The sequence below is a fragment of the Bradyrhizobium sp. 604_D8_N2_3 genome (genome assembly GCF_051810765.1).
In the GTDB taxonomy this organism is placed as follows: domain Bacteria; phylum Pseudomonadota; class Alphaproteobacteria; order Rhizobiales; family Xanthobacteraceae; genus Bradyrhizobium; species Bradyrhizobium barranii.
The window spans coordinates 3,412,665-3,435,018 of sequence record NZ_JBPWPM010000001.1 but is presented as its reverse complement, the minus strand read 5'-3'; the positions used below and the strand labels follow the sequence as shown (position 1 = coordinate 3,435,018).

The following is a 22,354-nucleotide window of genomic DNA, read 5'->3' as shown; positions in this document are numbered from 1 at the left end:
AATCCAACAAGCAAAATGAGGGATGGAGGCTACATGAAACAGAAAATGGGTTATTTGGCGCTGCCGCTGCTGATGGCGGCCGCGTTCACGACACAGGCGCGCGCCGACGGCGAGACCATCGCCGTGTTCACCAAGAACCAGACCAATCCGTTCTTTCAGACGGTGCGGGTCGGTGCCGACAACATGGCGAAAGCGCTGAACGCGAAGACGCTGCAGTACATCCCGACCAAGCCGGACTCGATCCCCGAGCAGCTCAGCCAGATCGAGGACGTCGTGGTGAAGAAGCCGAGCGCGATCGTGTTCACGCCGGTCGACTACAAGGCGATGGTGCCGGGCGTCGAGAAGATCAACGAGGCGAAAATCCCCGTCGTCAACATCACCGACCGCTCCGCCGGCGGCAAGTTCCTCTCCTTCGTCGGCGCCGACGATTACAGCCTCGGACTCGAAACCGCGCGCTTCCTGCTCAAGACGCTGGGCGGCAAGGGCAACATCGTCATCATCGAGGGCGTCAAGGGCTCGCTGACCAATGTCGATCGCGTCCGCGGCTTCAACGACGCGCTGAAGGAGAATTCGGGCGCCAAGCTGCTGGCCTCGCAGCCCGGCAACTACCAGCGGCTGCAGGCGCTCCAGGTCATGGAGAACCTGATGCAGTCGAACCCGCAGATCGACGGCGTGCTGGCGGCCAACGACGCCATGGCGGTCGGCGCGATCGAGGCGCTCGACGGCGCGAACCGCAAGGCCCAGGTGATCGGCATCAACGGCACCAAGGAGGCGATCGACGCGATCAAGTCCGGCAAGCTGCTCGCCAGCGGCGACTACAACGGATTTGCGCAAGGGTGTCTCGGCACCATGATGGCGATCCGCAGCTTGCGCAACCAGCCTGTCATTTCCGAGATCGTGCTGAAGCCGACCGTCATCACCAAGGACAATTACCAGCCGTTCGACGTACCGCTGGAGCAACGGACCTGCCCGACCTTCGAGGACGCCGGCAAGCTCGGCGCCAAATAGCCCAACCGCTCATCACAAGCACGGACGGCCGCCTTCGCGGCCGTCCCAAGAATCGTCACAAGAAAACCGACACGTCAACGGAGACATCATGCTGTTCGCCATTCACGCCCTCGACCGCGCCGGCGCGCTGCCGACCCGGCTCGCCAATTACGACGCCCACAAGGCCTTTCTGAGCGACACATCGCGCTTCGGCGTCAAGATCGTGATGTCTGGGCCGCTGGTCTCCGACGACGGCGCGACCATGATCGGCAGCCTGTTCCTAATCGAAGCGCCCGGCCGCGCCGAGGTCGAAGCCTTCAACCGCGCCGATCCCTTCGCCGCAGCCGGCATCTGGGAGAAAGTCACGATCACAGGCTTCCTGCGCCGCCAGGGCTGAAGGGCCTACGGCGCCTCTTCGAGGTGACAGGCCACCCATTGCTCGGGTCCGGTCGAACGCAGCGTCGGCTCCTCCGTGCGGCAGCGATCGAAGACGTATGGGCAACGGGTGTGGAAGCGGCACCCGCTCGGCGGGTTGATCGGGCTCGGCACGTCCCCCTTGAGGATGATGGGATTGCGCTGGGCGCCGGGCTCGGGCAGCGGGACCGCGGAGAGCAGCGCCTTGGTATAGGGATGCCTTGGCGCGGCAAAGATCTCGCGGCGCGGCGCCACCTCGACGATCTTGCCGAGATACATCACCGCGACACGATGGGTCATGTGCTCGACGATTGCGAGGTCATGGCTGATGAACAGCAGCGCCAGGCCGAACTCGCGCTGAAGATCCTGCAAGAGATTGACGATCTGCGCCTTGACCGAGACGTCGAGCGCCGAGACCGCCTCGTCGCAGACGATCAGCTCGGGCTCGGCTGCGAGCGCCCGCGCGATACCGATGCGCTGACGCTGGCCGCCGGAGAATTCGTGCGGCCTGCGGTTGAGCGCCTCGCGCGGCAGCCGCACGGTGTCCATCAGCGCCGTCACACGGGTTTCGAGATCGGCGGCGGATTTGGCGAGGCCAAAATTGCGGATCGGCTCGGCCAGGATGTCGCGCACCCGCATGCGCGGATTGAGGCTCGAGAACGGATCCTGGAACACCACCTGCACGCGGCGGCGCATCTGGCGCATCGTGCTCGGATGTGCGTCGTCGATGCGCTGGCCGTCGAGGATCACCTGACCCGCGGTGATGTCGAACAGCCGCAGGATGGCGCGGCCGACCGTCGACTTGCCGCAACCGGACTCGCCGACCAGCGACAGCGTTTCGCCCTTCGCGATCTCGAAGGACACACCGTCGACGGCATAGACATATTCGGACTTGCGGCCGAACAGGCCCTTTTTGACCGGAAAATGCTTCTTGAGGTCGTTGACCTGGAGCAGCGGAGGACTCATGCCGCGATGGCCCCCTTGGCGGAATAGTGGCAGGCGGCGACGTGGCGAGGCGCCTTCTCTTCAAGTCCAGGCGCATATTGGCGGCAGAGATCGGTCGCGAGCGCGCAGCGGCCGGCGAAGACGCAGCCAATGATGGGCTTGCGCAGATCAGGCACCTGCCCCGGGATTTCGGCCAGACGCCGCGCGGTGCCTGTTAGCGAGGAGCCGAGCCGCGGCACGGCGCCGAGCAGGCCCTGCGTGTAGGGATGGCGCGGCGAGCGGAACAGCTCGGCCACGGGCGCCTCCTCGACCTTGCGGCCGGCATACATCACCATGACGCGCTCGGCGATCTCGGCGACGACGCCGAGATCGTGGGTGATCAGGATGATCGCCGCACCGACCCGGCGCTTGAGATCAAGCATCAGCTTCAGGATCTGCGCCTGGATGGTCACGTCGAGCGCCGTGGTCGGCTCGTCCGCGATCAGGAGTTTTGGATTGCAGGCCAGCGCGATCGCGATCATCACGCGCTGGCGCATGCCGCCGGAAAGCTGATGCGGATATTCGCGCACCCGCCGCTTCGGCTCGGGAATGCCGACCAGCGTCAGCATCTCGATCGCATGCGCCTCGGCCGCCTGCTTGTCCAGGCCCTGATGGATCATCAGCGTTTCGCGGATCTGGCGGCCGACCGTCAGAACCGGGTTGAGGCTCGTCATCGGCTCCTGAAAGATCATCGAGATGTCGTTGCCGCGGATGGCGCGCATCTCGCGGTCGGACAGTTGCAGCAGGTCCCTTCCCGCGAAGCGGATCGAGCCGGCGATCCTGCCTGGCGGCTCGGGGATCAGCCGCATCAGCGACATCGAGGTCACCGACTTGCCGCAGCCGGACTCGCCGACGATGGCGAGCGTCTCGCCTTCGTTGACATGGAAGGACACGCCATCGACCGCGCGGTTGATGCCGCTGGGCGTCCGGAAATGGGTCTGAAGGTTCTCGACCTCGAGCAGCGGCATAGCGATCACCCCCTCGACATCAGAGGCTCTTGGCCATGCGCGGATCGAGCGCATCGCGAAGGCCGTCGCCGAGCAGGTTCACGGCGAGAACGGTGACGGAGAGGAACGCCGCCGGGAAGAACACGATGTAGGGCTTGACCTGCCACAGCGCGCGGCCCTCGGCCATGATGTTGCCCCAGGACGGAATGGTGGGCGGCGTGCCCGCACCGATAAAGGACAGGATCGCCTCCGTGATCATGGCGCTGGCGCAGATGTAGGTCGCCTGCACCAGCATCGGCGCCAGCGTGTTGGGCAGGATGTGGCGCAGGATGATCATCGGCGTGCGCGTGCCGCAGGCGACCGCAGCGTCCACATAGGGCTGCTCGCGCAGCGACAGCACTACACTCCGGACAAGACGGGAAACCCGCGGGATCTCGGCGATGGTGATGGCCAGGATGACGTTGCCGACGCTGCCGCGCGTCAGCGCCATCAGCGCGATCGCGAGCAGAATTGGCGGGATCGACATCAAACCGTCCATGAAGCGCATCAAAATGCCGTCGGCCCAGCGGACGAAACCGGAGACCATGCCGATGGCGAGCCCCGCCACGGAGGCGAAGATCGCGACTGACAGGCCGACCGTGAGCGAGACCCGCGCACCGAACAGCACGCGCGAATAGATGTCGCGGCCAAGCACGTCGGTGCCGAACCAGTAGAGTGCCGACGGAGCCCGCGTGCGCTTGGCGGGCGCGAGCGCAGTCGGGTCAACTGTCCAGAGGTACGGCGCGAAGATCGCGATGAAGACGAGTGCCAGCAGCAGTGCGCCGCCGATCGCGACGGTGGGATGGCCGCGCAAGAATCCCAGGAAACCGTGCCTGATCGTGACCGGCCGAAGGATTTCAGGCAGTTGCGGCGCGAGAACGAAGCCGGCCGGCAGCGCTTGCGGATTGACGGTCGTATCGGTCAATAGCGGATCCTCGGGTCAACGAGCGTATAGATGACGTCGATCATCAGATTGACGAGGACGTAGACGAAGCTGAAGAGAAGCACGATGCCCTGGATGACGGGATAGTCGCGGCGCAGGATCGCGTCGATCGTGAGTCGGCCGAGGCCGGGAATCGCGAACACGCTTTCCGTGACGACCGCCCCGCCGATCAGGAGCGCGATGCCGATCCCGATCACGGTCACGATCGGGACCGCGGCATTCTTCAGCGCATGAACGAAGAGGATGCCGCCCTGCCCGAGGCCCTTGGCTCGCGCGGTGCGGATATAGTCCTGCTGCAAGACTTCGAGCATGGTGGCACGCGTGATGCGCGCGATCAGCGCGATGTAGACGCAGCCGAGCGCGATCGACGGCAGGATCAGGTTTTGCAGCCACGGCCAGAAGCCCTCCGTGAGCGGCGTGTAGCCCTGCACCGGAAGCCATTCGAGCTCGAGTGCGAAGACATAGGCGAGGATATAGCCGACGACGAAGACGGGCAGCGAGAAGCCGAACACGGCGAATGCCATGATGACGCGGTCGATCAGGCTCCCCGCCTTCCATGCCGCCACGACGCCAAGCGGCACCGCGACCACGATGGTGAGTAGCAGCGTGACCATCATCAGCGACAGTGTCGGCCCGAGACGCTGTCCGATCATCGTCGAGACCGGAAGGTTGGTGAAGATCGAGGTGCCGAGATCGCCGTGCAGAATGCGCCAGACCCAGCTTCCGAACTGGATCAGGAAAGGACGGTCGAGACCCAGACTCTGGCGAATGCGCTCCACATCCTCCGGGCTCGCCTGATCGCCCGCGATCACCACGGCGGGATCACCCGGCGCGATGTAGAGCAGGCTGAACACGAACAGCGCGACGATCGCCATCACCGGCAAGGTCGAGACGATGCGACGGAGGATGTAAGAGAGCATCTGGCTTCAGCGTACGATCATGCGGATTTCGACACGCCCCAGAAGAACGGTAGCGGCCCCTTGGTGATGCCGGAGACGTTCGTGCGCCATGCCGTGTAGGTCAGGAAGAAGCCGGTCGGCGCGTAGACGACATCCTCGAGCGCCGCCTTGTTGACCTGCCCGATCGCGGCCTTCTCCTCCTCGAGATTCTTGGCGTCGAACCAGGCCGTGATCTCCTTCTCGGTGTTCGGGCTGTTGGGCCAGCCGAACCAGGCCTTGTCGCCATTGGCGCGGATGGCGGTGTAGGCGGCCGGATTGATGCAATCGGCGCCGGCGTGCCAGCTGTGGAACATATTCCAGCCGCCCTGCCCCGGCGGTGTCTTCATCGCGCGGCGCGCGCCCACCGTGCCCCAATCGGTCGCGACGAAATCGACATTCATGCCGAGCTTCTTGAGCAGATCCGCGGTGACGTCGCCCTGCGCCTTCGTGATCGGCTGGTCCTGCGCGACCACGCATGTGACCGGCTGGCCGGAATAGCCGCTCTCGGCGAGCAGCTTCTTGGCCGCATCGAGATCGCGCTTGCCCTTGAGAATCTCTCCGCCCAACTCGGTGTAGAGCGGCGTGTCCGGCGTGAAAAAGCCGGGCAGCGGCTTCCACAGCGTATCGTCGTCGCCGACCAGCGCACGCATATAGTCTTCCTGGCTCAACGCCATCAGTACCGCGCGCCTCGCCTTCACATTGTTGAAGGGTGGGTGCAGATGGTTCATGCGGAAGGAGCCGATATTGCCGAGGGGATCGCCGATATCGACGCTGATGTTCTTGTTCTTCCTCAGCACGGGCACGAGATCGGAGATCGGGTTCTCCCACCAGTCGACCTCACCGTTCTGCAAGGCGGCGGCAGCCGTGGCCGGATCCGGCATCACCAGCCACTCGACGCGATCGACCAAGATGTTCTTGCCGCCGGCAAGCCACGACGCCTTCTCCTGTCGCGGCACGTAATCGGTGAACTTCTCGAACACCGACTTGGCGCCGGGCACCCATTCGCTCTTGGCGAACTTCATCGGACCCGAGCCGACATATTCGGTGATCTGCTTGAACGGATCGGTCTTCGAGATGCGCTCGGGCATGATGAAGGAGCACGGCGCGTTGTTCTTGGCCAACGCGTACAGCATTTTCGGGAAAGGCTGCTTCAGGACCCATTTGAAGGTGCGGTCGTCGACCGCAGTCAATTCCTGCTGGATAGCGAGGATCATCAGACCCATTGGATCGCGCGCGGCCCAGCGCGACAGGCTCGCGACGACATCCTTGCTCAGCACCGGCTCGCCGTCATGGAACTTGAGACCCGGGCGCAGCTTGAAGGTCCAGGTCTTGCCGTCGTCGGTGGTCTCCTCGGACTCGACCATCTGACGCTGCGGCTGGAGCTTGGCATCGACGCCGTAGAGCGTGTCCCAGACCAGCGCCGCCGCGTTGCGCACGACATATTGCGTGCCCCAGATGGGATCGAAATTGGCGAGGTTGGCTTGCGGCACGAAGCGCAGGGTGCGCGCAGAGGCGCCTTGTGCGATCGCCGGGGCCGAGAGGCCGGTCAATGCCAGACCGCCCGCGCCGGCCAGTCCCTTCAAAACGGTCCTGCGATCCATGAAATCCTCCCAGTAGTGCCGTGATGCCGGCCATCGTTGGCCAAAGGCAGGTGAAACCAGAACCCATTGGCGTGCAAATGGTATGCCACTAACCGGGCCTTCGCCAGCGGGATCTCATCGGGATTTCGACCGGTTCAGGTGTCAAAGCGCGGCCGCCAGCACCGGTCCGGTCTCGATATGCGGAATCGCCTCGACCAGCTTGCGCGTGTAGTCGGTCTTGGGATTATCGAACAGCGCCCGGCTCTCCCCCTGCTCCACGATGCCGCCGTTGCGCAGCACGATGGTGCGGTCGCAGAGCATGCGCACGACATTGAGATCGTGGCTGACGAACAGCAGCGCGATGTCGTTCTCGCGGCGCAAGCGGTCGAGCAATTGCAGCACCACCGCCTGCACCGAGACGTCGAGCGCAGCGGTCGGCTCGTCCAGCACCAGCAGCCGCGGCCGGCAGGCGATGGCGCGGGCAATGCCGACGCGCGCCTTCTGGCCGCCGGAGAGCTGGTGCGGAAAACGCGGCAGCAGATCGAGCGGCAAGCCCACCCGCTCCGCACACTCTTCCACCCGCTTGCGCAGCGCATCGCCCACCCGCATGCCATCGAGCCGCATCAGGGGATGGGCGATGCAGTCAAAGGCCGTGAAGCGCGGGTTGAGGCTCTCGTTCGGGTCCTGGAAGACCATCTGGATGTCTTTGCGCAAGGGCGAACGGTGAAAGTCGCGCGAGGCGACGTGGCCGATCGACTGCCCGTCGAACACGATATCGCCTTCGCTCGGATCGATAAGACGGCAGATCATCCGCGACGTCGTGCTCTTGCCGGAGCCGGACTCGCCAACGAGCCCGACGCTCTCGCCGCCGGCCATCGTCATCGAGAAATCCGCGACCGCAGCGGAGCCCTGGTCAAAACGCTTGGCGAGCTTGCGCACCTCGAGGAGCGGCGGCGTCCCGTGCGGGAGCTGTTGCCTCGGCCTGCTGACGATCGTCGCGTGCCGCTCCCGCTCCTCCTCCGTCACGAGGTCCTCGATCCGCGACGTCGCGGTCGGCGATGCCGCCACCAGGCGGCGGGTATAGGCGTGCTGCGGTGCGCTGAAGAGCTTCTTAGGGCTCGCTTCCTCGACGATGCGGCCGCGCTCCATCACGGCGATGCGGCGGCAATAGCGCGCCGCGAGACCGAGGTCGTGCGTGATCAGGATCGTCGCCATGCCACGCGCGGCGGCAATGTCTGCGAGCAGATCCATCACCACCTTCTGGGTGGTGACGTCGAGCCCGGTGGTCGGCTCGTCGGCGATCAGCAGCGCAGGATTGCAGGAAATCGCGATCGCGATCATGACACGCTGGCACATGCCGCCGGACAGCTCGTGCGGATAGGCGTTCATCCGTGTCTCGGGGTCGCGGATCTGAACCGCGCGCAGCAGCTCGAGCGCCTCGGCGCGCGCGGCGTCCTTCGATATCTTCTTATGCGTGAGGATCGCATCCGCGATCTGCAGGCCGATCGCGCGGATCGGGTTGAGCGCCGCCCGCGGATTCTGGAAGATCATCGACATCGCGGCGCCCTGGAGCTGACGGAGGTCATCGCCCCTGAGTTTTGTGACGTCCTGCCCGCGAAACAGGATCTTGCCGCCGGTGACGCGCCCGGCCGCATCGAGCAGCCGCGTCGTTGCAAAGCCGGTGACCGACTTGCCCGAGCCGCTCTCGCCGACGAGGCCGAGCATCTCGCCCTTCTCGACCGAGAGCGTCACGCCGCGCACGGCCTCGACCATGCCACGCCGCGTCGAGAACGAGACGTGGAGGTCGTTGATCCCTAGCAGCTCCTCGCTCATGTGCGCATCCGCGGGTCGAGAATGTCCCGCATCCCGTCACCGAGGAGATTGAAGCACAGCACCGCCATCATCAGCGCAAGACCCGGAAAGGCCACCAGCCACCACCGCCCGGTCGAGATGAAGCGCGCCCCTTCCGCGACCATGATGCCCCATTCCGGCGTCGGCGGCTTGACGCCGAGACCGATGAAGGACAGGCCGGCCGCGTTGAGAATGGCCCAGCCGAGATTGAGCGAGATCTGCACCGCCATCGCCGGCAGGATATTCGGCAGCAGGAAGCGCAGCACCACCGAGAAATGGCTCTCGCCGCAGGCGCGCGCGGCTTCAACCCAGCCGACATTGCGGCGGACGTTGACCTCGGCGCGCGCGAAGCGGATGTAGAACGGAAGATTGATGATCGCGGTCGCGATCACGATGTTCTCGATCCGGTTGCCCAGGGCGGCAACCATCGCCATCGCCAGCACGAACAGCGGAAAGGCCATCATCACATCGACGAAACGGCCGACACCGCGATCGAGCTTGCCGCCGGCATAGCCGCAGAACGCGCCGACGACGGCGCCGATCACGAAGGAGATGCCGACCGCGGAAACCGCAATGGCAAGATCGAGGCGCGCGGCGATGATGAGGCGGCTGAAGACGTCGCGCCCGAGCTGATCGGTGCCGGCGAGATGCGCCGCGCTCGGCGGCAAAAGAGCCTCCGAGACATTGGAGACCACGGGATCATAGGGCACGATCCACGGCCCGAAGATCGCAATCAGGACGAACAGCGCAACGCCGGCCGCGGCAACGGCGGTGAGCGGGTTGCCGCGCAGGATCCAGACCGAATGGCGGAGAGTTGCGCTGGTCATTCGATCGACACCCTGGGATCGGCGATGCCGTAGCAGATGTCGACCACGAGATTGACCAGCACGAACAAGCTGGCCATCAGCAGCACGAAACCCTGCACCGGCGCATAGTCGGAGGATAAGAGCGCATCGAGCGCATAGGACGCGACGCCCGGCCAGGAGAACACTTTCTCCACCAGGACATTGGCGCCCAGCATGGTCGAGAACACGATGCCGGCGATGGTGATGACGGGCAGGATCGCGTTCCGCAGCGCATAAGTGACGACCACCTTGTGCCAGGACAATCCGACTGAGCGCGCAGTGCGCACGAAATCGCTGCCGAGCGAAACCAGCATCGAGGCCCGCGTGATCCGCGCCAGCGGCGCGATCACGAACAGGGCCATGCTCACCGCCGGCAGAATCAACTGCTTGCAGGCCGCCCACCAGCCCTCGACATCTCCGGCGAGCAGGAAATCGATCGACAGGAACCCGGTCCGTTGCGGCGGCAGCGAAGTGAACACGTCGATCCGCCCGGTCGGATCAGGCGCCAGCCCGAGGAGATAGTAGAACACATAGATCAGCAGCAGGCCCGAGACGAAAGTCGGCACGCAGACGCCGAGCGCGCAGAACAGCCGCACGCCGTGATCGACCACCGAGCCGGGCTTCAAGGCTGCGACCACGCCGAGCGGTACCGCCGCGATCAGCGCGATCAGGAGCGCCGTGAAGGTGAGCTCCAGCGAAGCCGGCAGCCGTTCGCGCAGGTCCTTCAGCACCGGCTGTCCCGTCATCATGGAGCGGCCGAGATTGCCGTGGCCGATGTCAGAGAGATAGAACACGAGCTGCTCCGGCACCGACCTGTCGAGCCCCATCTGCTTGCGGATCTGCTCGATCTCCTCCTTGCCGGCATTAGGCCCCGAGGCGAAGAACACCGCGGGGTCGCCGGGCAGCACGCGCATCAGAAGAAAGGTGAACACCAGCACACCGAACAGCGCCGGCAGCGACGACAGAAGCCGCCTGCCCGCCCGCACCATGGTTGCACCAAGACCGGTCGTCACCTTTCGGAGCCTCTCTTGTTTGCCGCCATCACTTGCGGCTGACGTCGCGATAGTCGACCTGGCGGTGGAACTCGTAGGTGTAGCCTTCGACCGACGACGCCATCACCGCATCCTGGTTCGGCTGCCACAGCATGATCTGCGGCATCAGATCGACATGCATCGCGTTGAGCTTGCGGCCCGCTTCCTCATACTTCGCCTTGTCCGGCTCGAAACGCGCCTCCTGCGCGATCGCGGCAAGATCCGGGTTGTTGATCGAGCTGTAATTCCAGCGCTGATTACCGGTGTAGAAGTTGCGGTAGAAGTAATCGGTCGACGGCAGCCAGGCTACGATGCCCTCGGTGTAGAAGGGAAGCTTCTTCTCGTTGATCTGCGTCGACATCTGTGCATCCGGCAGCTTCTGGATGTCGACCTTGATCCCGATCTTGCCGAGCGATTCCTTCACCAGCGCGGCCATCGGCTCCGCGGTCGAGGACTGGCCGACGTTGAAGCTGAAGGTGGTCGAGAAACCCTCGGGGAGCCCGGCCGCCTTGAGATATTCCCTTGCCTTGTCGAGGTCGAGCTTCACCGGCTGCTGGAACGGATAGATGCCATTCAGCGGCTTGCCGTCCGGCCAGGTCGCGCCGAACAGCGGCGCGCCGCGGCCGAACAGCGCGGCCTTGAACATGTCGTCATAGGGCAGCGCGTAAGCGATGGCGCGGCGGACATTGACGTTGTCGAATGGCGGCATCTGGTTGTTCATCGAGACATAGGTGATCGCATTGTACTGCGGGGTCGAGACCACCTTGAGCTTGCCCTTGGCTTCGAGCGACTGCACGTCGCTGGCCTGGAGATCGACGACGAGGTCGGCATCGCCGCGCTCGACGAGATTGGCGCGGGTCGCCGGCTCCGGCACGGACTGAATAATCACGCGCTTGAAGAATGCGGGCTTGTTGGCCGAACCGCGGTTCCAGGTCTCGTCGCGCTTGAGGATGACCTGCTCGCCCGGCTTGAAGGTCTCGACCACATAAGCACCACTGCCGGCGGTATGCTCCTTCAGCCATGCGGTGGCCCAGGGATCATCCGGCGTCGCGTGCTCTTTTGCCACCTTCGAGTTGATGACCAGGGGATAGACGGTGGCGAGATTGGGCAGCGCGAGCTTGTCGGGTTTCGGCAGCGTCACCTCGATGGTGAGGGGATCGATCACCTTGAACTGGTCGGCCGACGTCAATGATCCCGTCAGGAGCTGGGCCTTGCCGAGGATCGGCGCGGTGACGCAGCGATCGAGCGACCATTTCACGTCCTCCGCCGTGACAGGCGAACCATCCTGGAACTTGGCGTCCTTGCGCAGACGGAAGGTCAGCTTCAGGCCATCGGGGCTGACGTCGTAGGATTCAGCGAGCTCGCCGGTGATCGTGTCGAGGTCGAACACCCATTTGCCGTTGAGCTGCTTGCGGCCGAACGCCACCAGCCGATCGTAGGTGCTCATGCTCAGCGCGAAGGATTCGCGCGTCGATCCGGGGATGTTGGGATCGAGCGTGTTGACCGCTGATCCCGTGACGTAGCGCAACGTCTCCGCCCTGGTCTGTGCCTGCGACGGCGCGGTGGCAATGAGCAACAGCGCAGTGGTGGCGAGGACTGAGGCCGCGGGCCTGAAAGACACAAAACGCATTCGTTTTCCCCAAAATTTCGGCAAGAACGCCAGCAAGGCAGGTCAAGAAAGAAGCAAGTTGCGCGCCAATCCCGCAGAGGCGCTTCGTCGCGGCGGTGCATGGATGATCATCGCGATTCTCCTATGTTTCGCGCGGGCCGCGCAACCACGGCCTGCGGCACGTCGTAGGCGCTGAGCGAAGCCCAGTGGCGTTCAACATCGGCGCGAAACAAGCCGCGCGTCAGGCCATTGACCAGCTTGGGAATGGCCGTCGTCATGGCATTGATCGACGATCCCGACGGACCAAAACTCATGGTGGAGGCAATGGCGAACAGATGGATGTCTGAGATCCACGACGTCTCGCCCGGCACACGTTCGGTGAAGGCGTAATCGTCGGCGAGATAGGGAAAGCGGCCGAGCCGCGCGTTGTGCTCGCTCGAAGGCGGCTGATAGCGATCGGCCCAGGTCGCGATATTGCCGGCAAAGCGGCGCAGCTCGCCGCGGCCAGCAAAGTTCATGTCGATGCCGGTGCCGCAAATGACGAAATCCGCCGTGATCGTGCCGCGTGGCGTGTGCAATTCGACACCGCCATCGGTCTGCCTGGTGCCCTCGACCGGCGCACCCTCGTGCAGCGTGAAATTGGCGTGACGCGCGCAGCGATCATAAGTCGGCTGCGGAAAGCCTTCGCGCATCTCGAGGATCTTGCGCATGAAGCGCCAGCGCCAGGCATCGTCGAGATCGCTGAGGTGGCGCAGGAAGCCGCGAAAGGTCAGCCAGCGATAGGGCTGGATCACCTGGATCTGAGCGCGGCGGCAGAGCAGATGCACCTCCGCCGCGCCTGCCTCCAGCGCGGTCGCCGCATTGTCGAAGGCGGACGCGCCGGCGCCGATCACCGCGACGCGCTTGCCGCGCAGGCTTTCGAAGTCGATGTCGTCGGCAACAGTTGCGACCGAACCTGCCAGCAGATCGCGCAGGGGCTCGGGAATCATCCAGTCGCCCATGCCCTCCTGCCCCGTCGCCAGCACGATCTTGCGTGCGTAGAGCGTCTCGATGGCATCGGCCCGTTTCACGCGTGCGGCGAGCAGACCGTCTGACGCAGGCGCGATCTCCAGAAGCTCGCAGCCGTTGCGCACGGGCAGACCGATCGTGCGTCGCAGCCAGAGCAGATATTCGGCCCAATGCTCTCTCAGGATCAGGTTCAGCTCCTGCCAGCTCTCCTTGCCGAGGCGGGCTTCGTGCCAGGACTGATAGGTCAGGCTGGGGATATCGAGGTCAGGTCCCGTATAGTCCTTCGGGCTGCGCAGCGTTGGCATGCGGGCGTAAGTGAGCCACGGGCCCTCCTTCCCCTCCTCGGCCTTGTCCAGCAGCAGGATGCTGCTGACGCGCGAGCGCATCAGGCCGAAGCCGATGGCGATGCCGGACTGGCCGGCACCGACGATCAGCACGTCGAGCGCGGGCTTGCCGTCCGGTCCCGTCTTCGGCTCGAGCCAGGCGGCGCCGGGATGCGCGATCATCGCGAGATCGGCGCGCACGGTCGCTTTAAGCTTTGCCAGCGCGTCGCTCATGCCGCGAGCCAGCCTCCGTCGACCACCATCACGGTGCCGGTCGTGAACGAAGACGCATCACTGGCGAGATGCAGCGCGGTCTGCGCGATTTCTTCCGCCTGACCGAAGCGCTTCATGGCGTGGCGGTTGCGGGAGGCTTCGCGCACCTCGTCCGAATTGGCGTGGCGGGCAAAGCTGCGGCGAAGCATCGGCGTGTCGATTGCGCCGGGCGCAATCGCGTTGACACGAATGCCGTCGGTCGCGAAATCGACCGCCATGGTGCGCGTCAGGCTGACGATCGCGCCCTTGGCGGCGATATAGGCACTGTTGCCCTTGCCGCCGGCGATCGCAAGCTGCGACGCCAGCGTGATGATCGAGCCGCTCTTCTGCTGCTGCATCTGCGGCACTGCAGCCCGCGCCCACAGCCAAGTGCCACCGACATTGGCGCGGAACACCGCGTCCCAGTCTTCCGGGCTCGTCGTCAGCACCGTGCCGCCACAGGAAAAGCCGGCGGCAGTCATGAGGACATCGAGCCGGCCGTGCCGCGCGATCACCTCGCCTACAACTGTTTCGGCGAAACCGGCATCGCCGACGTCCCCGACATGCGTCGTGGCGTTGCCCACAAGGCTCAGCGTTTCCTGAAGGCCCGCGGCATCGCGATCGACCAAAGCTAGATGCGCGCCCTCCTCCGCAAACAGCTTCGCGCTTGCACGACCGATGCCCGAAGCTGCTCCTGTGATGATGGCCGTGCGCCCCTGCAGCCGCATCTCAGATCCACTCCTTGTGCTGGGTCAACCAGGCGCTCATCGCGGCGGCGGATTCAGCGCAGCCGAGCTGCGCGCGCCAGCCGAACTCATCCGCCATCCGCGTCACCGACAGCGGCGCGCGATAGGATCCATGCAGCTTGATGGCCGTCTGCTCGCCGGGCGCCGCAAGCCGGCATTGCAGGCCGGGATGCAGCGCCGCAAAGGCCTCGCCCCATTGCAGCGCTGGCCATAGCCCACCGCGGGAGATGTTGTAGAGCCGATGGCGCGGCCGCTCCGCTTCGATGAGCAGTGCGACGGCTTCGGCCGCATCCGGCGCGTAGATCCAGTCTCTCATGCCTGCTTCAGGCATGACCGCCGGCTCGCCGCGCGCAAACGCAGCCAGGATCTGGTACTGGAGACTTGGCGTGTCGCGTACCGAGCCGGGCCGCTCCCATGGACCGAACACGGCGCTCAGACGCACGCTCAGGAAATCGCCGCCAAAGAGTTCGGCATGGCGAGCGACAGAGCGCTCCGAGGTGAACTTGCTGATCGCATAGAACGAGATGGGATCGCAGGGCGTCTCCTCGTCCAGAATGTCCACCCGCCCACCGGATGCGCCATAGGCCGATGCCGACGACAGATTGACGACACGGCGAACGCCATGACGGATCGCCGCGAGCAGGATGGGGATTTGCGCCATCACGTTAATTTCGAGAACGCGCGAGGTCGACGCTCGCTCGAGTTTATCGCCGGCCGTCACCGCCGCGCCCAGCGCGATCGCATCGCAGCCCGCGGCAATGAGGGCGTCGATGGCGTCTGCGTCGGTGATATCCCCCTGCACGGCTTTGAGCCGTGCACCGTAGTCAGCAAGCGATCGCCGCGCGGATGGCGGCAACTCCGCGCGGTCATACAGCGTGACGTCATGCCCGCGCGCGAGCAGTACCTCGGCAAGATTGAGGCCGACAAAGCCGGTGCCGCCGAAGATGACGATCTTCATCGCGCGCGATCTGCCGTCACAGCAGCTTTGCCCCAAAATTCCGCTCCGGATCCATGTCGGCGACGAGCCGCCCCGTCGGCTTTGCCGCCTCGCCGCCGCCGCGCGCCAGGAATTTGCCGCTGCCGGCCTCCGCGAGGCACTTGTTGCCGTCGATGATCACCCGGCCGCGCGAGAGAACGCTAACCGGCCAGCCCTTCAGCTTGCGGCCCGCGAACGGCGTGTAGCCGGCGAGGTCGTGCATCATCTCGTCGGCGATCACAGTCTCGCGATTGGGATCCCAGATCGCGATATCGGCATCGGCGCCGACCGCGATCGAGCCCTTGCGCGGATGCAGATTGTAGATTTTTGCCGGCGCGGTCGAAGTCAATTCGACGAACTTTTCCAGCCCGAGCCGGCCCTTCGACACCATCGCGTCGAACAGCAGCGGCAGCCGCAGCTCCAGCCCCGGCAGGCCGTTGGCCACCTGCTTGAAGTTCGGATTGGGACCGGCGCGCAGCTTGCCGGTCTCGTCGTAGCGATACGGCGCATGGTCCGACGAGATGGTCTGGAGATCGCCGAGCGACAGCGCCTGCCACAGCGCCTCCTGATCCGCATGCGTGCGCGGCGGCGGGCTGCACATCCACTTGGCGCCCTCGGCACCCGGCTTGTCGAGATCGTTTGCGGTGAGGAACAGATATTGCGGACAGGTCTCGGCGAAGACCTTCAACCCCTGCCCGCGCGAATCGCGGATGACCTTGGCGCCTTCGGCCGTGGACACATGGAAGATCATGATGGGCTGGTCGATCAGCGCCGCCATGCCGATCAGCCGGGTAAAGGCTTCCGCCTCCGACACGCGGGCATGGCTGACGGCGTGGTATTTCGGCATGGTGTAGCCGCGCGCAAGCAGGCGCTTCACCATCCAGGCGATGATGCCGTGATTTTCGGCATGGGCGCACAACATCGCGCCGGACTGGCGTGCGGCCAAGAGAATGTCGAGCAGCGGCTCATCGTCGACCTTGAGCCGGTCATAGGTCATGAAGATCTTGATCGAGCCATGGCCCTGCTTCACCAGCGCCGGAATGTGCTCCTCGACCGTCTCCTTGGTCGCATCCGCAATGATCATGTGGAAGGCGTAGTCGATCACGGCGCCCTTCTTGGCCAGCGCGTGATAATCCTCCACCACCTGCGGCAGCTTCATGCCGACATGCTGGGCAGCGAACGGGATCACCGTGGTGGTGCCGCCGAAAGCGGCAGAGACGGTCGCGCTCTCGAAGGTGTCGGCATTCATGATGCCGGCCGCGGACAACTGCTCGATATGGGCGTGGCTGTCGACGCCGCCGGGCAGCACCAGCTTGCCGCGCGCGTCGATCTCGCGCTTCGCCGCAGGCAGCCCGCGGCCGACGGCAACGATCGTCTCGCCGGAAATGGCGACATCGGCCTCGAACACGTCGGTCGTGGTGGCAACGCGGCCGCCGCGGATGATCAGGTCGTAGGTGGGTTCAGTCATGAGGCACTCCATGATATGCCTGAGCTACGTGATCGCCATTTCAAGGGAAGACCAACATGCCCCGGCCGCGCATTCTCGTCATCAATCCGAACTCCAACCCTGCGGTCACGCAAGGGCTGGAGGATGCGTTGAAGCCGCTCGGCTTCGAGGGCGGGCCGGAACTGGTCTGCCAGTCGCTGGCCGAAGGTCCGTTCGGCATTGAAAGCCAGGCCGACGTCGACGGCGTCGCGATGCAGCTGCGAAAACTGGTCGAAGGCGACAACAGCTCGGCCGCGTTCGTCATCGCCTGCTACAGCGATCCCGGGCTTCAGGTCTGCCGCGAAGGCACCGACCGGCCCGTGTTCGGCATCGCCGAGTGTGGCGTGCTGACGGCGCTGGCGCGTGCCGAAACCTTCGGCGTCATCGCGATTGCCCAGCGCTCGATCCCGCGTCACATGCGCTATCTCAGGCAGATGGGACTGACCGAGCGCCTTGCAGGCGAACGGCCGCTCAACATGAGCGTCGCCGAAACCGCCTCGGGCGAAGGCACGCTGGCGAAGATGATCGAGGTCGGCCGCGTGCTGCGCGACGAGGACGGCGCCCACGCCATCGTGATGGGCTGCGCCGGCATGGCGCGCCATCGCCGTCCGCTGGAAGAAGCGCTTGGAATTCCCGTGATCGACCCGACACAGGCGGCCGTCACCATGGCACTGGGTACGGTGCAGTTCTCGGCTCACTAGGCGTCCTTCAGCTCGTTGGCGTCCTGCCGCGCGAGCCATTGCGCGTGGCTCTCGCGCACAAGCGCAAACGTATCCCGCTGCGTCGTGTAGAGATTGCCGAACATGCGCCCGATCGGCCGGTAGGCGTCGAGATCGACATACATGTTGGTCTCGTCGACGAGGCCCTCCCGGGCATGAACCCGGAGCACCTCGCCGACCAGCAGTTCGCGATCGGGCGAGAAATTCAGTACGACGTGACGGCGGCATTCGAGAGCAAATGGTGCAGCCGCAAGGCGCGGCACCTTCACGTCAACTGAGGGAAACGTCGCAAGCCCGGTCGCCGCGACCTCGCTGTCACCAGAGGGAAAATCGACCGCGCAATCATTCATCGCGGCAGACAGCGCCTCATCCACCATGTGAACCACGAACTCGCCGTCGCGATGGATGTTGCGGGTGGTGTCCTTCGGGCCGTGATCCGGCTTGTGCTGGAGCCCGAGCACGATCAGTGCAGGGCTTTCGGAGAAGACATTGAAGAAGCTGAAGGGCGCGGCATTCACCGCTCCGTTCGCGTCCAGCGTCGTCACCAGCGCGATCGGCCGCGGCACGACCACGCCGCAGAGCAGCTTGTAGCGGTCGCGCGGATCGAGCTCGCGCAAGGAAATGCCGGATGTGCCCTTGTCCGCCATCGGCGTCACTTCTCCGGCGGCGGCACCGCGCCGGTCTGGCTGGTGATCAGGCCGTAATGCTCGATGCGGCGATGCTGGGCAAAATTGAAGATCGTGGTCTTGCCGAACGTCGTGGCGTCGAGATCGCAGGCGTGAACCAGGACTTCGTCGCCCTCCGTCTTGGCCTCGGCGACGATCTCGCCATCGGGATCGACGATCAGGCTGCCGCCGAACAGCGGATGGCCGTCCTCGACACCCGCCTTGGCCACCGCGACCACCCAGGTCGCGTTCTGATAGGCGCCGGCCTGCACCGAGAGACGGTTGTGGAACAGCCGCTTCTCGACGCCCTCCTCGCTCTTCTCCGCATTCACCGACGGCGTGTTGTAGCCGATCAGCACCATCTCCACGCCCTGCAAGCCCATGACGCGATAGGTCTCGGGCCAGCGCCGGTCGTTGCAGATGGCCATGCCGATGATGCCGCCCAGCTCGCGCCAGACATTGAAGCCGAGATCGCCCGGCTCGAAATAACGCTTCTCCAGATGCTGGTGCGACCGCTTGGTGTCGTAGTCCACATGCCCTGGCAGATGGACCTTGCGATATTTGCCGACGATCTTGCCGGACTTGTCGGTCAGGATCGCGGTGTTGAAATGGTGGCCGTCCGGCGTCAGCTCGGCATAGCCGAAATTCATCGCCATCTGATGCTGCGCCGCACGCTCGAACAACGGCTTGGTCGCTGCGTTCGGCATCTCGCGCTCGAACCAGATGTCGGCCTCCGCCCGGTCCTCCGAATACCAGCGCGGGAAGAACGTCGTCAGTGCCAGTTCCGGGTAGACGATCAGGTCGGCGCCTTTGGCTTTCGCCTCGTCCATCAGCGCGATCATGCGCCTGACCACGGCCTCGCGGCTGTCGGCCTTCTGGATCGGGCCCATCTGGGCGGCGGCAACAGTGACGATACGCATCAGCGAGTTCCTGATTTCTTGGTGAGGCTGGGGATCGCAGCTTGAGGGGCGTGCCGGCGCGCGCAGCATAACGCGGTCCTGCGCCGTTTTTCCAGCCAAGCAGCTTTCATGCCGTCCGCCCCCATTCGGCATCCTGCAAAAGCCGCCAGTTGATCTTGTTGCTGGCGGTGCGCGGCAGCTCATCGACGAAGACGACGGCGCGCGGCGCCTTGTAGCTGGCCATCGCGCCGCGAGCCCAACCGACGATGTCGTCCGCCGAAATCGTCGCGCGCGCGGCTTCATCGAGCACCACCAGCGCCTTGACGGTCTCACCGCGGTAGTCGTCGGGGGTCGAGACGATGCAGCATTCCCGGATGGCGCGGTTCTGGTACATCGCGGCTTCCACTTCGGCCGGCCACACCTTGAAGCCGCTGACATTGATCATCCGTTTGAGGCGATCCACCGCGAAGAAATAGCCTTGGGCATCGCGATAGCCGAGATCGCCGGTGCGCAGGAACCGCTTTCCCGAGCGCTCGATGAAGGACTCAGCGTCGGCCTGCGGCCTGTTCCAGTAGCCTTGCAGCACCTGCGGCCCGTGCACGACGATCTCGCCGACGACATTGTCGTCGAGCTCGATCAAGGTCTCGGGATCGACGATCCTCGCATCGGTCTCCTGCACGGCAATGCCGAGACACTGCCGCTTCGGGGCCGCCATCGGATTGAGATGGGTCGGCGACATCGTCTCGGTCATGCCGTAGCCCTCGACGAAATCGAGGCCGAAGCGGCCTTTGAGCCGTTCGGCTACCGCGGTCGGCATTGCCGCACCACCTCCGGTCAGCACCTTGAGTTTCGCAAAGCACCGATCGCGGAACCGGACGCTTGCGAGCACGTCGACGATCATGGTCGGCGCGGCGTTCCAGAACGTGACGCCGTAGGTCTCGAACAGATCCGGCAGCAGATCCTTGTCCCAGCGCGCCATCAACAGCAGCGTGGCGCCTGTTACCACCGCGGCGTTCATCGAGCCCTGCATGCCCGCGACATGGAACAGCGGCATGAAGCCGGTCATCACGTCGCTGCCGTCGAGTCCATACCAGCGTGCCTGCAGGACTGCGGTGAACAGCGCGCTGCGATGGGTATGCATGCAGGCCTTGGGCTTGCCTGTTGTCCCCGACGTATAGGGCAGGATCATGAGATCGTCCGGCCCCGCGCTCATTGCGCCTGGCTGCAAACCTTGCGCGATCGCAGATGACCAGGAATGCCAGCCTGGCGACGGCGGTATCTTCGACGGCGCCTCGGTGATGCATGAAGGCAGCGTATAGGGCGTGGCGGCCGGCACTTCGTCGCGATATTGTGCGACGATCGTATGGGAGATGGCTTCGCCCACCAGCGGCACGAATATTTCGCTCAGTTCGCTTCCAATGATCGCGACCCTGGCGCCGCTGTCTTCGGCAAGATACGCGATCTCAGCCGTCTTGTTCATCGGATTGACCGGCACGATCACGGCGTCCGCCCGCATCACCGCGTAGTAGGCGATGACATATTGCGGCGAGTTTTGCAGCGCGATCATGACGCGATCGCCGCGCTTCACGCCGCAAGCGTTCTGCAGGAAGCCGGCCAAGGCATCGACCCGTGCGCGTAGCTCGGCATAGCTCAGGCTCGCACCATAAAACACCGTCGCCGGGTGCGACGGCCGATCCTTCGCCGCGCGTGCCAGCGCGTCGTACAGCGTCCCCTCCGGCATCGCGAGATGCCAGGGCTCGTCCGCCGGCCAGGCCGGCGAGCGGTAGGACGCTGCGGGGTCTGCGCTCACCCGTGCTCCTCGTCTGCGATGTCGAGGCCGTGGTCGAGCGCATCCAGCAGCCGCTCGGCTTCCTGCTCCGAGATCACCAGCGGCGGCGCCAGGAACAGCGAAGTCTGCTCACCGCTGGTTCCAATCACGGCGCCCGCCTCCAGTGCGCGCTCCGCCACGCGCGAGGCGATCGGGACCTCCGTGGTGTCGGCATGCCAGGAGCGCCAATCCGGACCGTGCAGCTCCACCGTCCAGTGCAGCCCCTGCCCCGCCACGCGCTGCACACTCGGATGTTTTTGCGCGATCGCGAGCAGCCGGCGAGTGAACAACTTTTCCAGGCTCGCCACGCGCTCGAGGATTTTCTCTTCGCTGACGACCTTCAGGTATGCGCTGACGGCGGCCATGCTGATGGGATGGCCGCGCAGCGTGCCGTAATTCTGCCAGCTCGTGCCCTTGAGCCGCTCGATGATGTCTTTCGACACCACGACCGCCGCGACCGCAGCCGCTCCGCCGCCGAGCGATTTTCCGAGCGTCACGATATCGGGGCGGCTTTCAGCGCCCTGGAACGCGAACCAGCGGCCTGCGCGGCCCGCGCCGGTGACGACCTCATCCGCGATCCAGTACGATCCCGCTTGCCGGGCGTGGCGCGCCACCTCGTCCTGATAGGCGCCGTCGTAGTAGATGCCGCCCTGGGTGTAGTCGATGATCGTCGCCGCGGTGTCCGACAGCAGCCGCGTGGCATCCGTCAGATATTCGCTGGGCGGCGTGTTGTTGGCCGGCGCGCCATAGATCGCGCCATCCGGCGCCGGGAGAATCCGCACCGGTGCCATCGGCGCCGGTAGCTTCGAGCCGCCCGCGTGCACCGCGAGGCCGCCGTGCCATTGCGGCTGCACCGTCATGCTGCGCGACAGGCCGGTGATGCCGTGATAGGCGCGCTCGCGCGTCGCCAGCGCAGACCGCTGCGTCAGCGCCTGGCAGAGCGACAGCGCCATGTCGTTGGCCTCACTGCCGCTGATGCAGAAGCGCACCGCGCCGACCCAGTCGTCTTCGCCTTTGAATGCGGTGATCATCAGGTCGTCGGCGGCCTGTTCGCGGCCGACCCAGGTCCAGCCTTCGTTCACGACGGGCGTATCGGCCGCGCGGCGGATCGCCTCCACCATCGCGGGGTGACGATGGCCGAGGCCGCCGCCGGTGTTGCTGCCGTCAATCAGCTTGCGGCCATCGGACAGGTGAAAGTAGACGCCCTCGCCGCCGACGACGGCCATGGGCGCGCTGTCGCCCGCGTTCAGCCCGGTTCGCAACAATCTGCTCATCGCAATCCCC

At 65.1% G+C, this 22,354-nt stretch carries 20 protein-coding genes; 3 read left to right on the top strand and 17 right to left on the bottom strand.

The features are described 5' to 3' along the window. Positions 1-33: 33 nt before the first annotated feature. On the top strand, positions 34-1,008 hold the full coding sequence (locus AB7245_RS16250; RefSeq protein WP_071915426.1) for a sugar ABC transporter substrate-binding protein: 975 nt from the start codon (positions 34-36) through the stop codon (positions 1,006-1,008). 88 nt (positions 1,009-1,096) lie between these two features. Continuing rightward, on the top strand, positions 1,097-1,384 hold the full coding sequence (locus AB7245_RS16245; protein ID WP_085403158.1) for a YciI family protein: 288 nt from the start codon (positions 1,097-1,099) through the stop codon (positions 1,382-1,384). Positions 1,385-1,389: 5 nt separating this feature from the next. Here the strand turns inward: AB7245_RS16245 and AB7245_RS16240 are convergent, their stop codons facing one another. From AB7245_RS16240 to hydA, 13 genes are all read right to left on the bottom strand, one after another. Next, positions 1,390-2,367 (bottom strand): ABC transporter ATP-binding protein, encoded by a 978-nt coding sequence (locus tag AB7245_RS16240; RefSeq protein ID WP_014496506.1) that lies wholly within the window; start codon positions 2,365-2,367, stop codon positions 1,390-1,392. Beyond that, positions 2,364-3,353 (bottom strand): ABC transporter ATP-binding protein, encoded by a 990-nt coding sequence (locus AB7245_RS16235; RefSeq protein ID WP_085403157.1) that lies wholly within the window; start codon positions 3,351-3,353, stop codon positions 2,364-2,366. The genes AB7245_RS16240 and AB7245_RS16235 overlap by 4 nt, the downstream gene beginning before the upstream one ends. 19 nt (positions 3,354-3,372) lie before the next feature. Next, positions 3,373-4,296, bottom strand: a complete 924-nt coding sequence (locus AB7245_RS16230) for an ABC transporter permease (RefSeq protein ID WP_085403156.1) — start codon at positions 4,294-4,296, stop codon at positions 3,373-3,375. Then, entirely contained in the window at positions 4,293-5,234 is a 942-nt protein-coding gene (locus AB7245_RS16225) for an ABC transporter permease (protein WP_063984403.1), read from the bottom strand. The genes AB7245_RS16230 and AB7245_RS16225 overlap by 4 nt, the downstream gene beginning before the upstream one ends. A gap of 17 nt (positions 5,235-5,251) precedes the next feature. Further along, positions 5,252-6,853, bottom strand: coding sequence for an ABC transporter substrate-binding protein (locus AB7245_RS16220; RefSeq protein WP_439034436.1), 1,602 nt, complete (start codon positions 6,851-6,853; stop codon positions 5,252-5,254). 141 nt (positions 6,854-6,994) lie between these two features. Continuing rightward, positions 6,995-8,665, bottom strand: coding sequence for a nickel ABC transporter ATP-binding protein NikE (gene nikE / locus AB7245_RS16215; protein ID WP_439034435.1), 1,671 nt, complete (start codon positions 8,663-8,665; stop codon positions 6,995-6,997). Further along, positions 8,662-9,510 carry an ABC transporter permease gene (locus AB7245_RS16210; protein WP_008131147.1) on the bottom strand — a complete coding sequence of 283 codons (849 nt, stop codon included), beginning with the start codon at positions 9,508-9,510 and terminating at the stop codon, positions 8,662-8,664. The genes nikE and AB7245_RS16210 overlap by 4 nt, the downstream gene beginning before the upstream one ends. Then, entirely contained in the window at positions 9,507-10,541 is a 1,035-nt protein-coding gene (locus AB7245_RS16205; RefSeq protein ID WP_085403153.1) for an ABC transporter permease, read from the bottom strand. The genes AB7245_RS16210 and AB7245_RS16205 overlap by 4 nt, the downstream gene beginning before the upstream one ends. A gap of 28 nt (positions 10,542-10,569) precedes the next feature. Then, complete coding sequence (locus AB7245_RS16200) at positions 10,570-12,189, bottom strand: ABC transporter substrate-binding protein (protein ID WP_085403152.1); 1,620 nt, start codon at positions 12,187-12,189, stop codon at positions 10,570-10,572. 107 nt (positions 12,190-12,296) lie between these two features. Continuing rightward, positions 12,297-13,733 (bottom strand): NAD(P)-binding domain-containing protein, encoded by a 1,437-nt coding sequence (locus tag AB7245_RS16195; RefSeq protein WP_085403151.1) that lies wholly within the window; start codon positions 13,731-13,733, stop codon positions 12,297-12,299. After that, positions 13,730-14,479, bottom strand: coding sequence for an SDR family oxidoreductase (locus AB7245_RS16190; RefSeq protein WP_085403150.1), 750 nt, complete (start codon positions 14,477-14,479; stop codon positions 13,730-13,732). Before AB7245_RS16190 ends, AB7245_RS16195 begins: the two co-directional genes overlap by 4 nt. Position 14,480: 1 nt before the next feature. Continuing rightward, the gene (locus tag AB7245_RS16185) at positions 14,481-15,455 is read right to left on the bottom strand and encodes an NAD-dependent epimerase/dehydratase family protein (protein WP_085403149.1); all 975 of its coding nucleotides are present in this window, start codon (positions 15,453-15,455) and stop codon (positions 14,481-14,483) included. 16 nt (positions 15,456-15,471) lie between these two features. Further along, positions 15,472-16,941 (bottom strand): dihydropyrimidinase, encoded by a 1,470-nt coding sequence (gene hydA, locus AB7245_RS16180; RefSeq protein ID WP_085403213.1) that lies wholly within the window; start codon positions 16,939-16,941, stop codon positions 15,472-15,474. 56 nt (positions 16,942-16,997) lie between these two features. Here hydA and AB7245_RS16175 point away from each other — a divergent pair, with 56 nt between their 5' ends. Further along, positions 16,998-17,660, top strand: coding sequence for an aspartate/glutamate racemase family protein (locus tag AB7245_RS16175; protein ID WP_085403148.1), 663 nt, complete (start codon positions 16,998-17,000; stop codon positions 17,658-17,660). Here AB7245_RS16175 and AB7245_RS16170 read toward each other — a convergent pair. The 4 genes from AB7245_RS16170 to AB7245_RS16155 form a co-directional block, all read right to left on the bottom strand. Beyond that, positions 17,657-18,325 (bottom strand): flavin reductase family protein, encoded by a 669-nt coding sequence (locus AB7245_RS16170; protein WP_201266220.1) that lies wholly within the window; start codon positions 18,323-18,325, stop codon positions 17,657-17,659. The genes AB7245_RS16175 and AB7245_RS16170 overlap by 4 nt on opposite strands. Before the next feature lie 5 nt (positions 18,326-18,330). Beyond that, positions 18,331-19,263: an N-carbamoyl-D-amino-acid hydrolase gene (locus tag AB7245_RS16165; RefSeq protein ID WP_028148445.1), complete on the bottom strand. Its 933-nt coding sequence runs from the start codon at positions 19,261-19,263 to the stop codon at positions 18,331-18,333. A 106-nt stretch (positions 19,264-19,369) separates the two neighbouring features. Further along, positions 19,370-21,052 carry a long-chain-fatty-acid--CoA ligase gene (locus tag AB7245_RS16160; RefSeq protein WP_354075049.1) on the bottom strand — a complete coding sequence of 561 codons (1,683 nt, stop codon included), beginning with the start codon at positions 21,050-21,052 and terminating at the stop codon, positions 19,370-19,372. Then, positions 21,049-22,344, bottom strand: coding sequence for a class-III pyridoxal-phosphate-dependent aminotransferase (locus AB7245_RS16155; protein WP_085403212.1), 1,296 nt, complete (start codon positions 22,342-22,344; stop codon positions 21,049-21,051). Before AB7245_RS16155 ends, AB7245_RS16160 begins: the two co-directional genes overlap by 4 nt. Between the last annotated feature and the right edge of the window lie 10 nt (positions 22,345-22,354).

Coding starts and splice junctions, on each gene's coding strand:
- nikE (WP_439034435.1), bottom strand. CDS start 8,665: ATGAGCGAGGAGCTGCTAGGGATCAACGACCTCCACGTCTCGTTCTCG.
- AB7245_RS16220 (WP_439034436.1), bottom strand. CDS start 6,853: ATGGATCGCAGGACCGTTTTGAAGGGACTGGCCGGCGCGGGCGGTCTG.
- AB7245_RS16170 (WP_201266220.1), bottom strand. CDS start 18,325: ATGGCGGACAAGGGCACATCCGGCATTTCCTTGCGCGAGCTCGATCCG.
- AB7245_RS16165 (WP_028148445.1), bottom strand. CDS start 19,263: ATGCGTATCGTCACTGTTGCCGCCGCCCAGATGGGCCCGATCCAGAAG.
- AB7245_RS16245 (WP_085403158.1), top strand. CDS start 1,097: ATGCTGTTCGCCATTCACGCCCTCGACCGCGCCGGCGCGCTGCCGACC.
- AB7245_RS16250 (WP_071915426.1), top strand. CDS start 34: ATGAAACAGAAAATGGGTTATTTGGCGCTGCCGCTGCTGATGGCGGCC.
- AB7245_RS16155 (WP_085403212.1), bottom strand. CDS start 22,344: ATGAGCAGATTGTTGCGAACCGGGCTGAACGCGGGCGACAGCGCGCCC.
- AB7245_RS16175 (WP_085403148.1), top strand. CDS start 16,998: ATGCCCCGGCCGCGCATTCTCGTCATCAATCCGAACTCCAACCCTGCG.
- AB7245_RS16190 (WP_085403150.1), bottom strand. CDS start 14,479: ATGCGGCTGCAGGGGCGCACGGCCATCATCACAGGAGCAGCTTCGGGC.
- AB7245_RS16225 (WP_063984403.1), bottom strand. CDS start 5,234: ATGCTCTCTTACATCCTCCGTCGCATCGTCTCGACCTTGCCGGTGATG.
- AB7245_RS16235 (WP_085403157.1), bottom strand. CDS start 3,353: ATGCCGCTGCTCGAGGTCGAGAACCTTCAGACCCATTTCCGGACGCCC.
- AB7245_RS16240 (WP_014496506.1), bottom strand. CDS start 2,367: ATGAGTCCTCCGCTGCTCCAGGTCAACGACCTCAAGAAGCATTTTCCG.
- AB7245_RS16200 (WP_085403152.1), bottom strand. CDS start 12,189: ATGCGTTTTGTGTCTTTCAGGCCCGCGGCCTCAGTCCTCGCCACCACT.
- AB7245_RS16210 (WP_008131147.1), bottom strand. CDS start 9,510: ATGACCAGCGCAACTCTCCGCCATTCGGTCTGGATCCTGCGCGGCAAC.
- AB7245_RS16195 (WP_085403151.1), bottom strand. CDS start 13,733: ATGAGCGACGCGCTGGCAAAGCTTAAAGCGACCGTGCGCGCCGATCTC.
- AB7245_RS16185 (WP_085403149.1), bottom strand. CDS start 15,455: ATGAAGATCGTCATCTTCGGCGGCACCGGCTTTGTCGGCCTCAATCTT.
- hydA (WP_085403213.1), bottom strand. CDS start 16,941: ATGACTGAACCCACCTACGACCTGATCATCCGCGGCGGCCGCGTTGCC.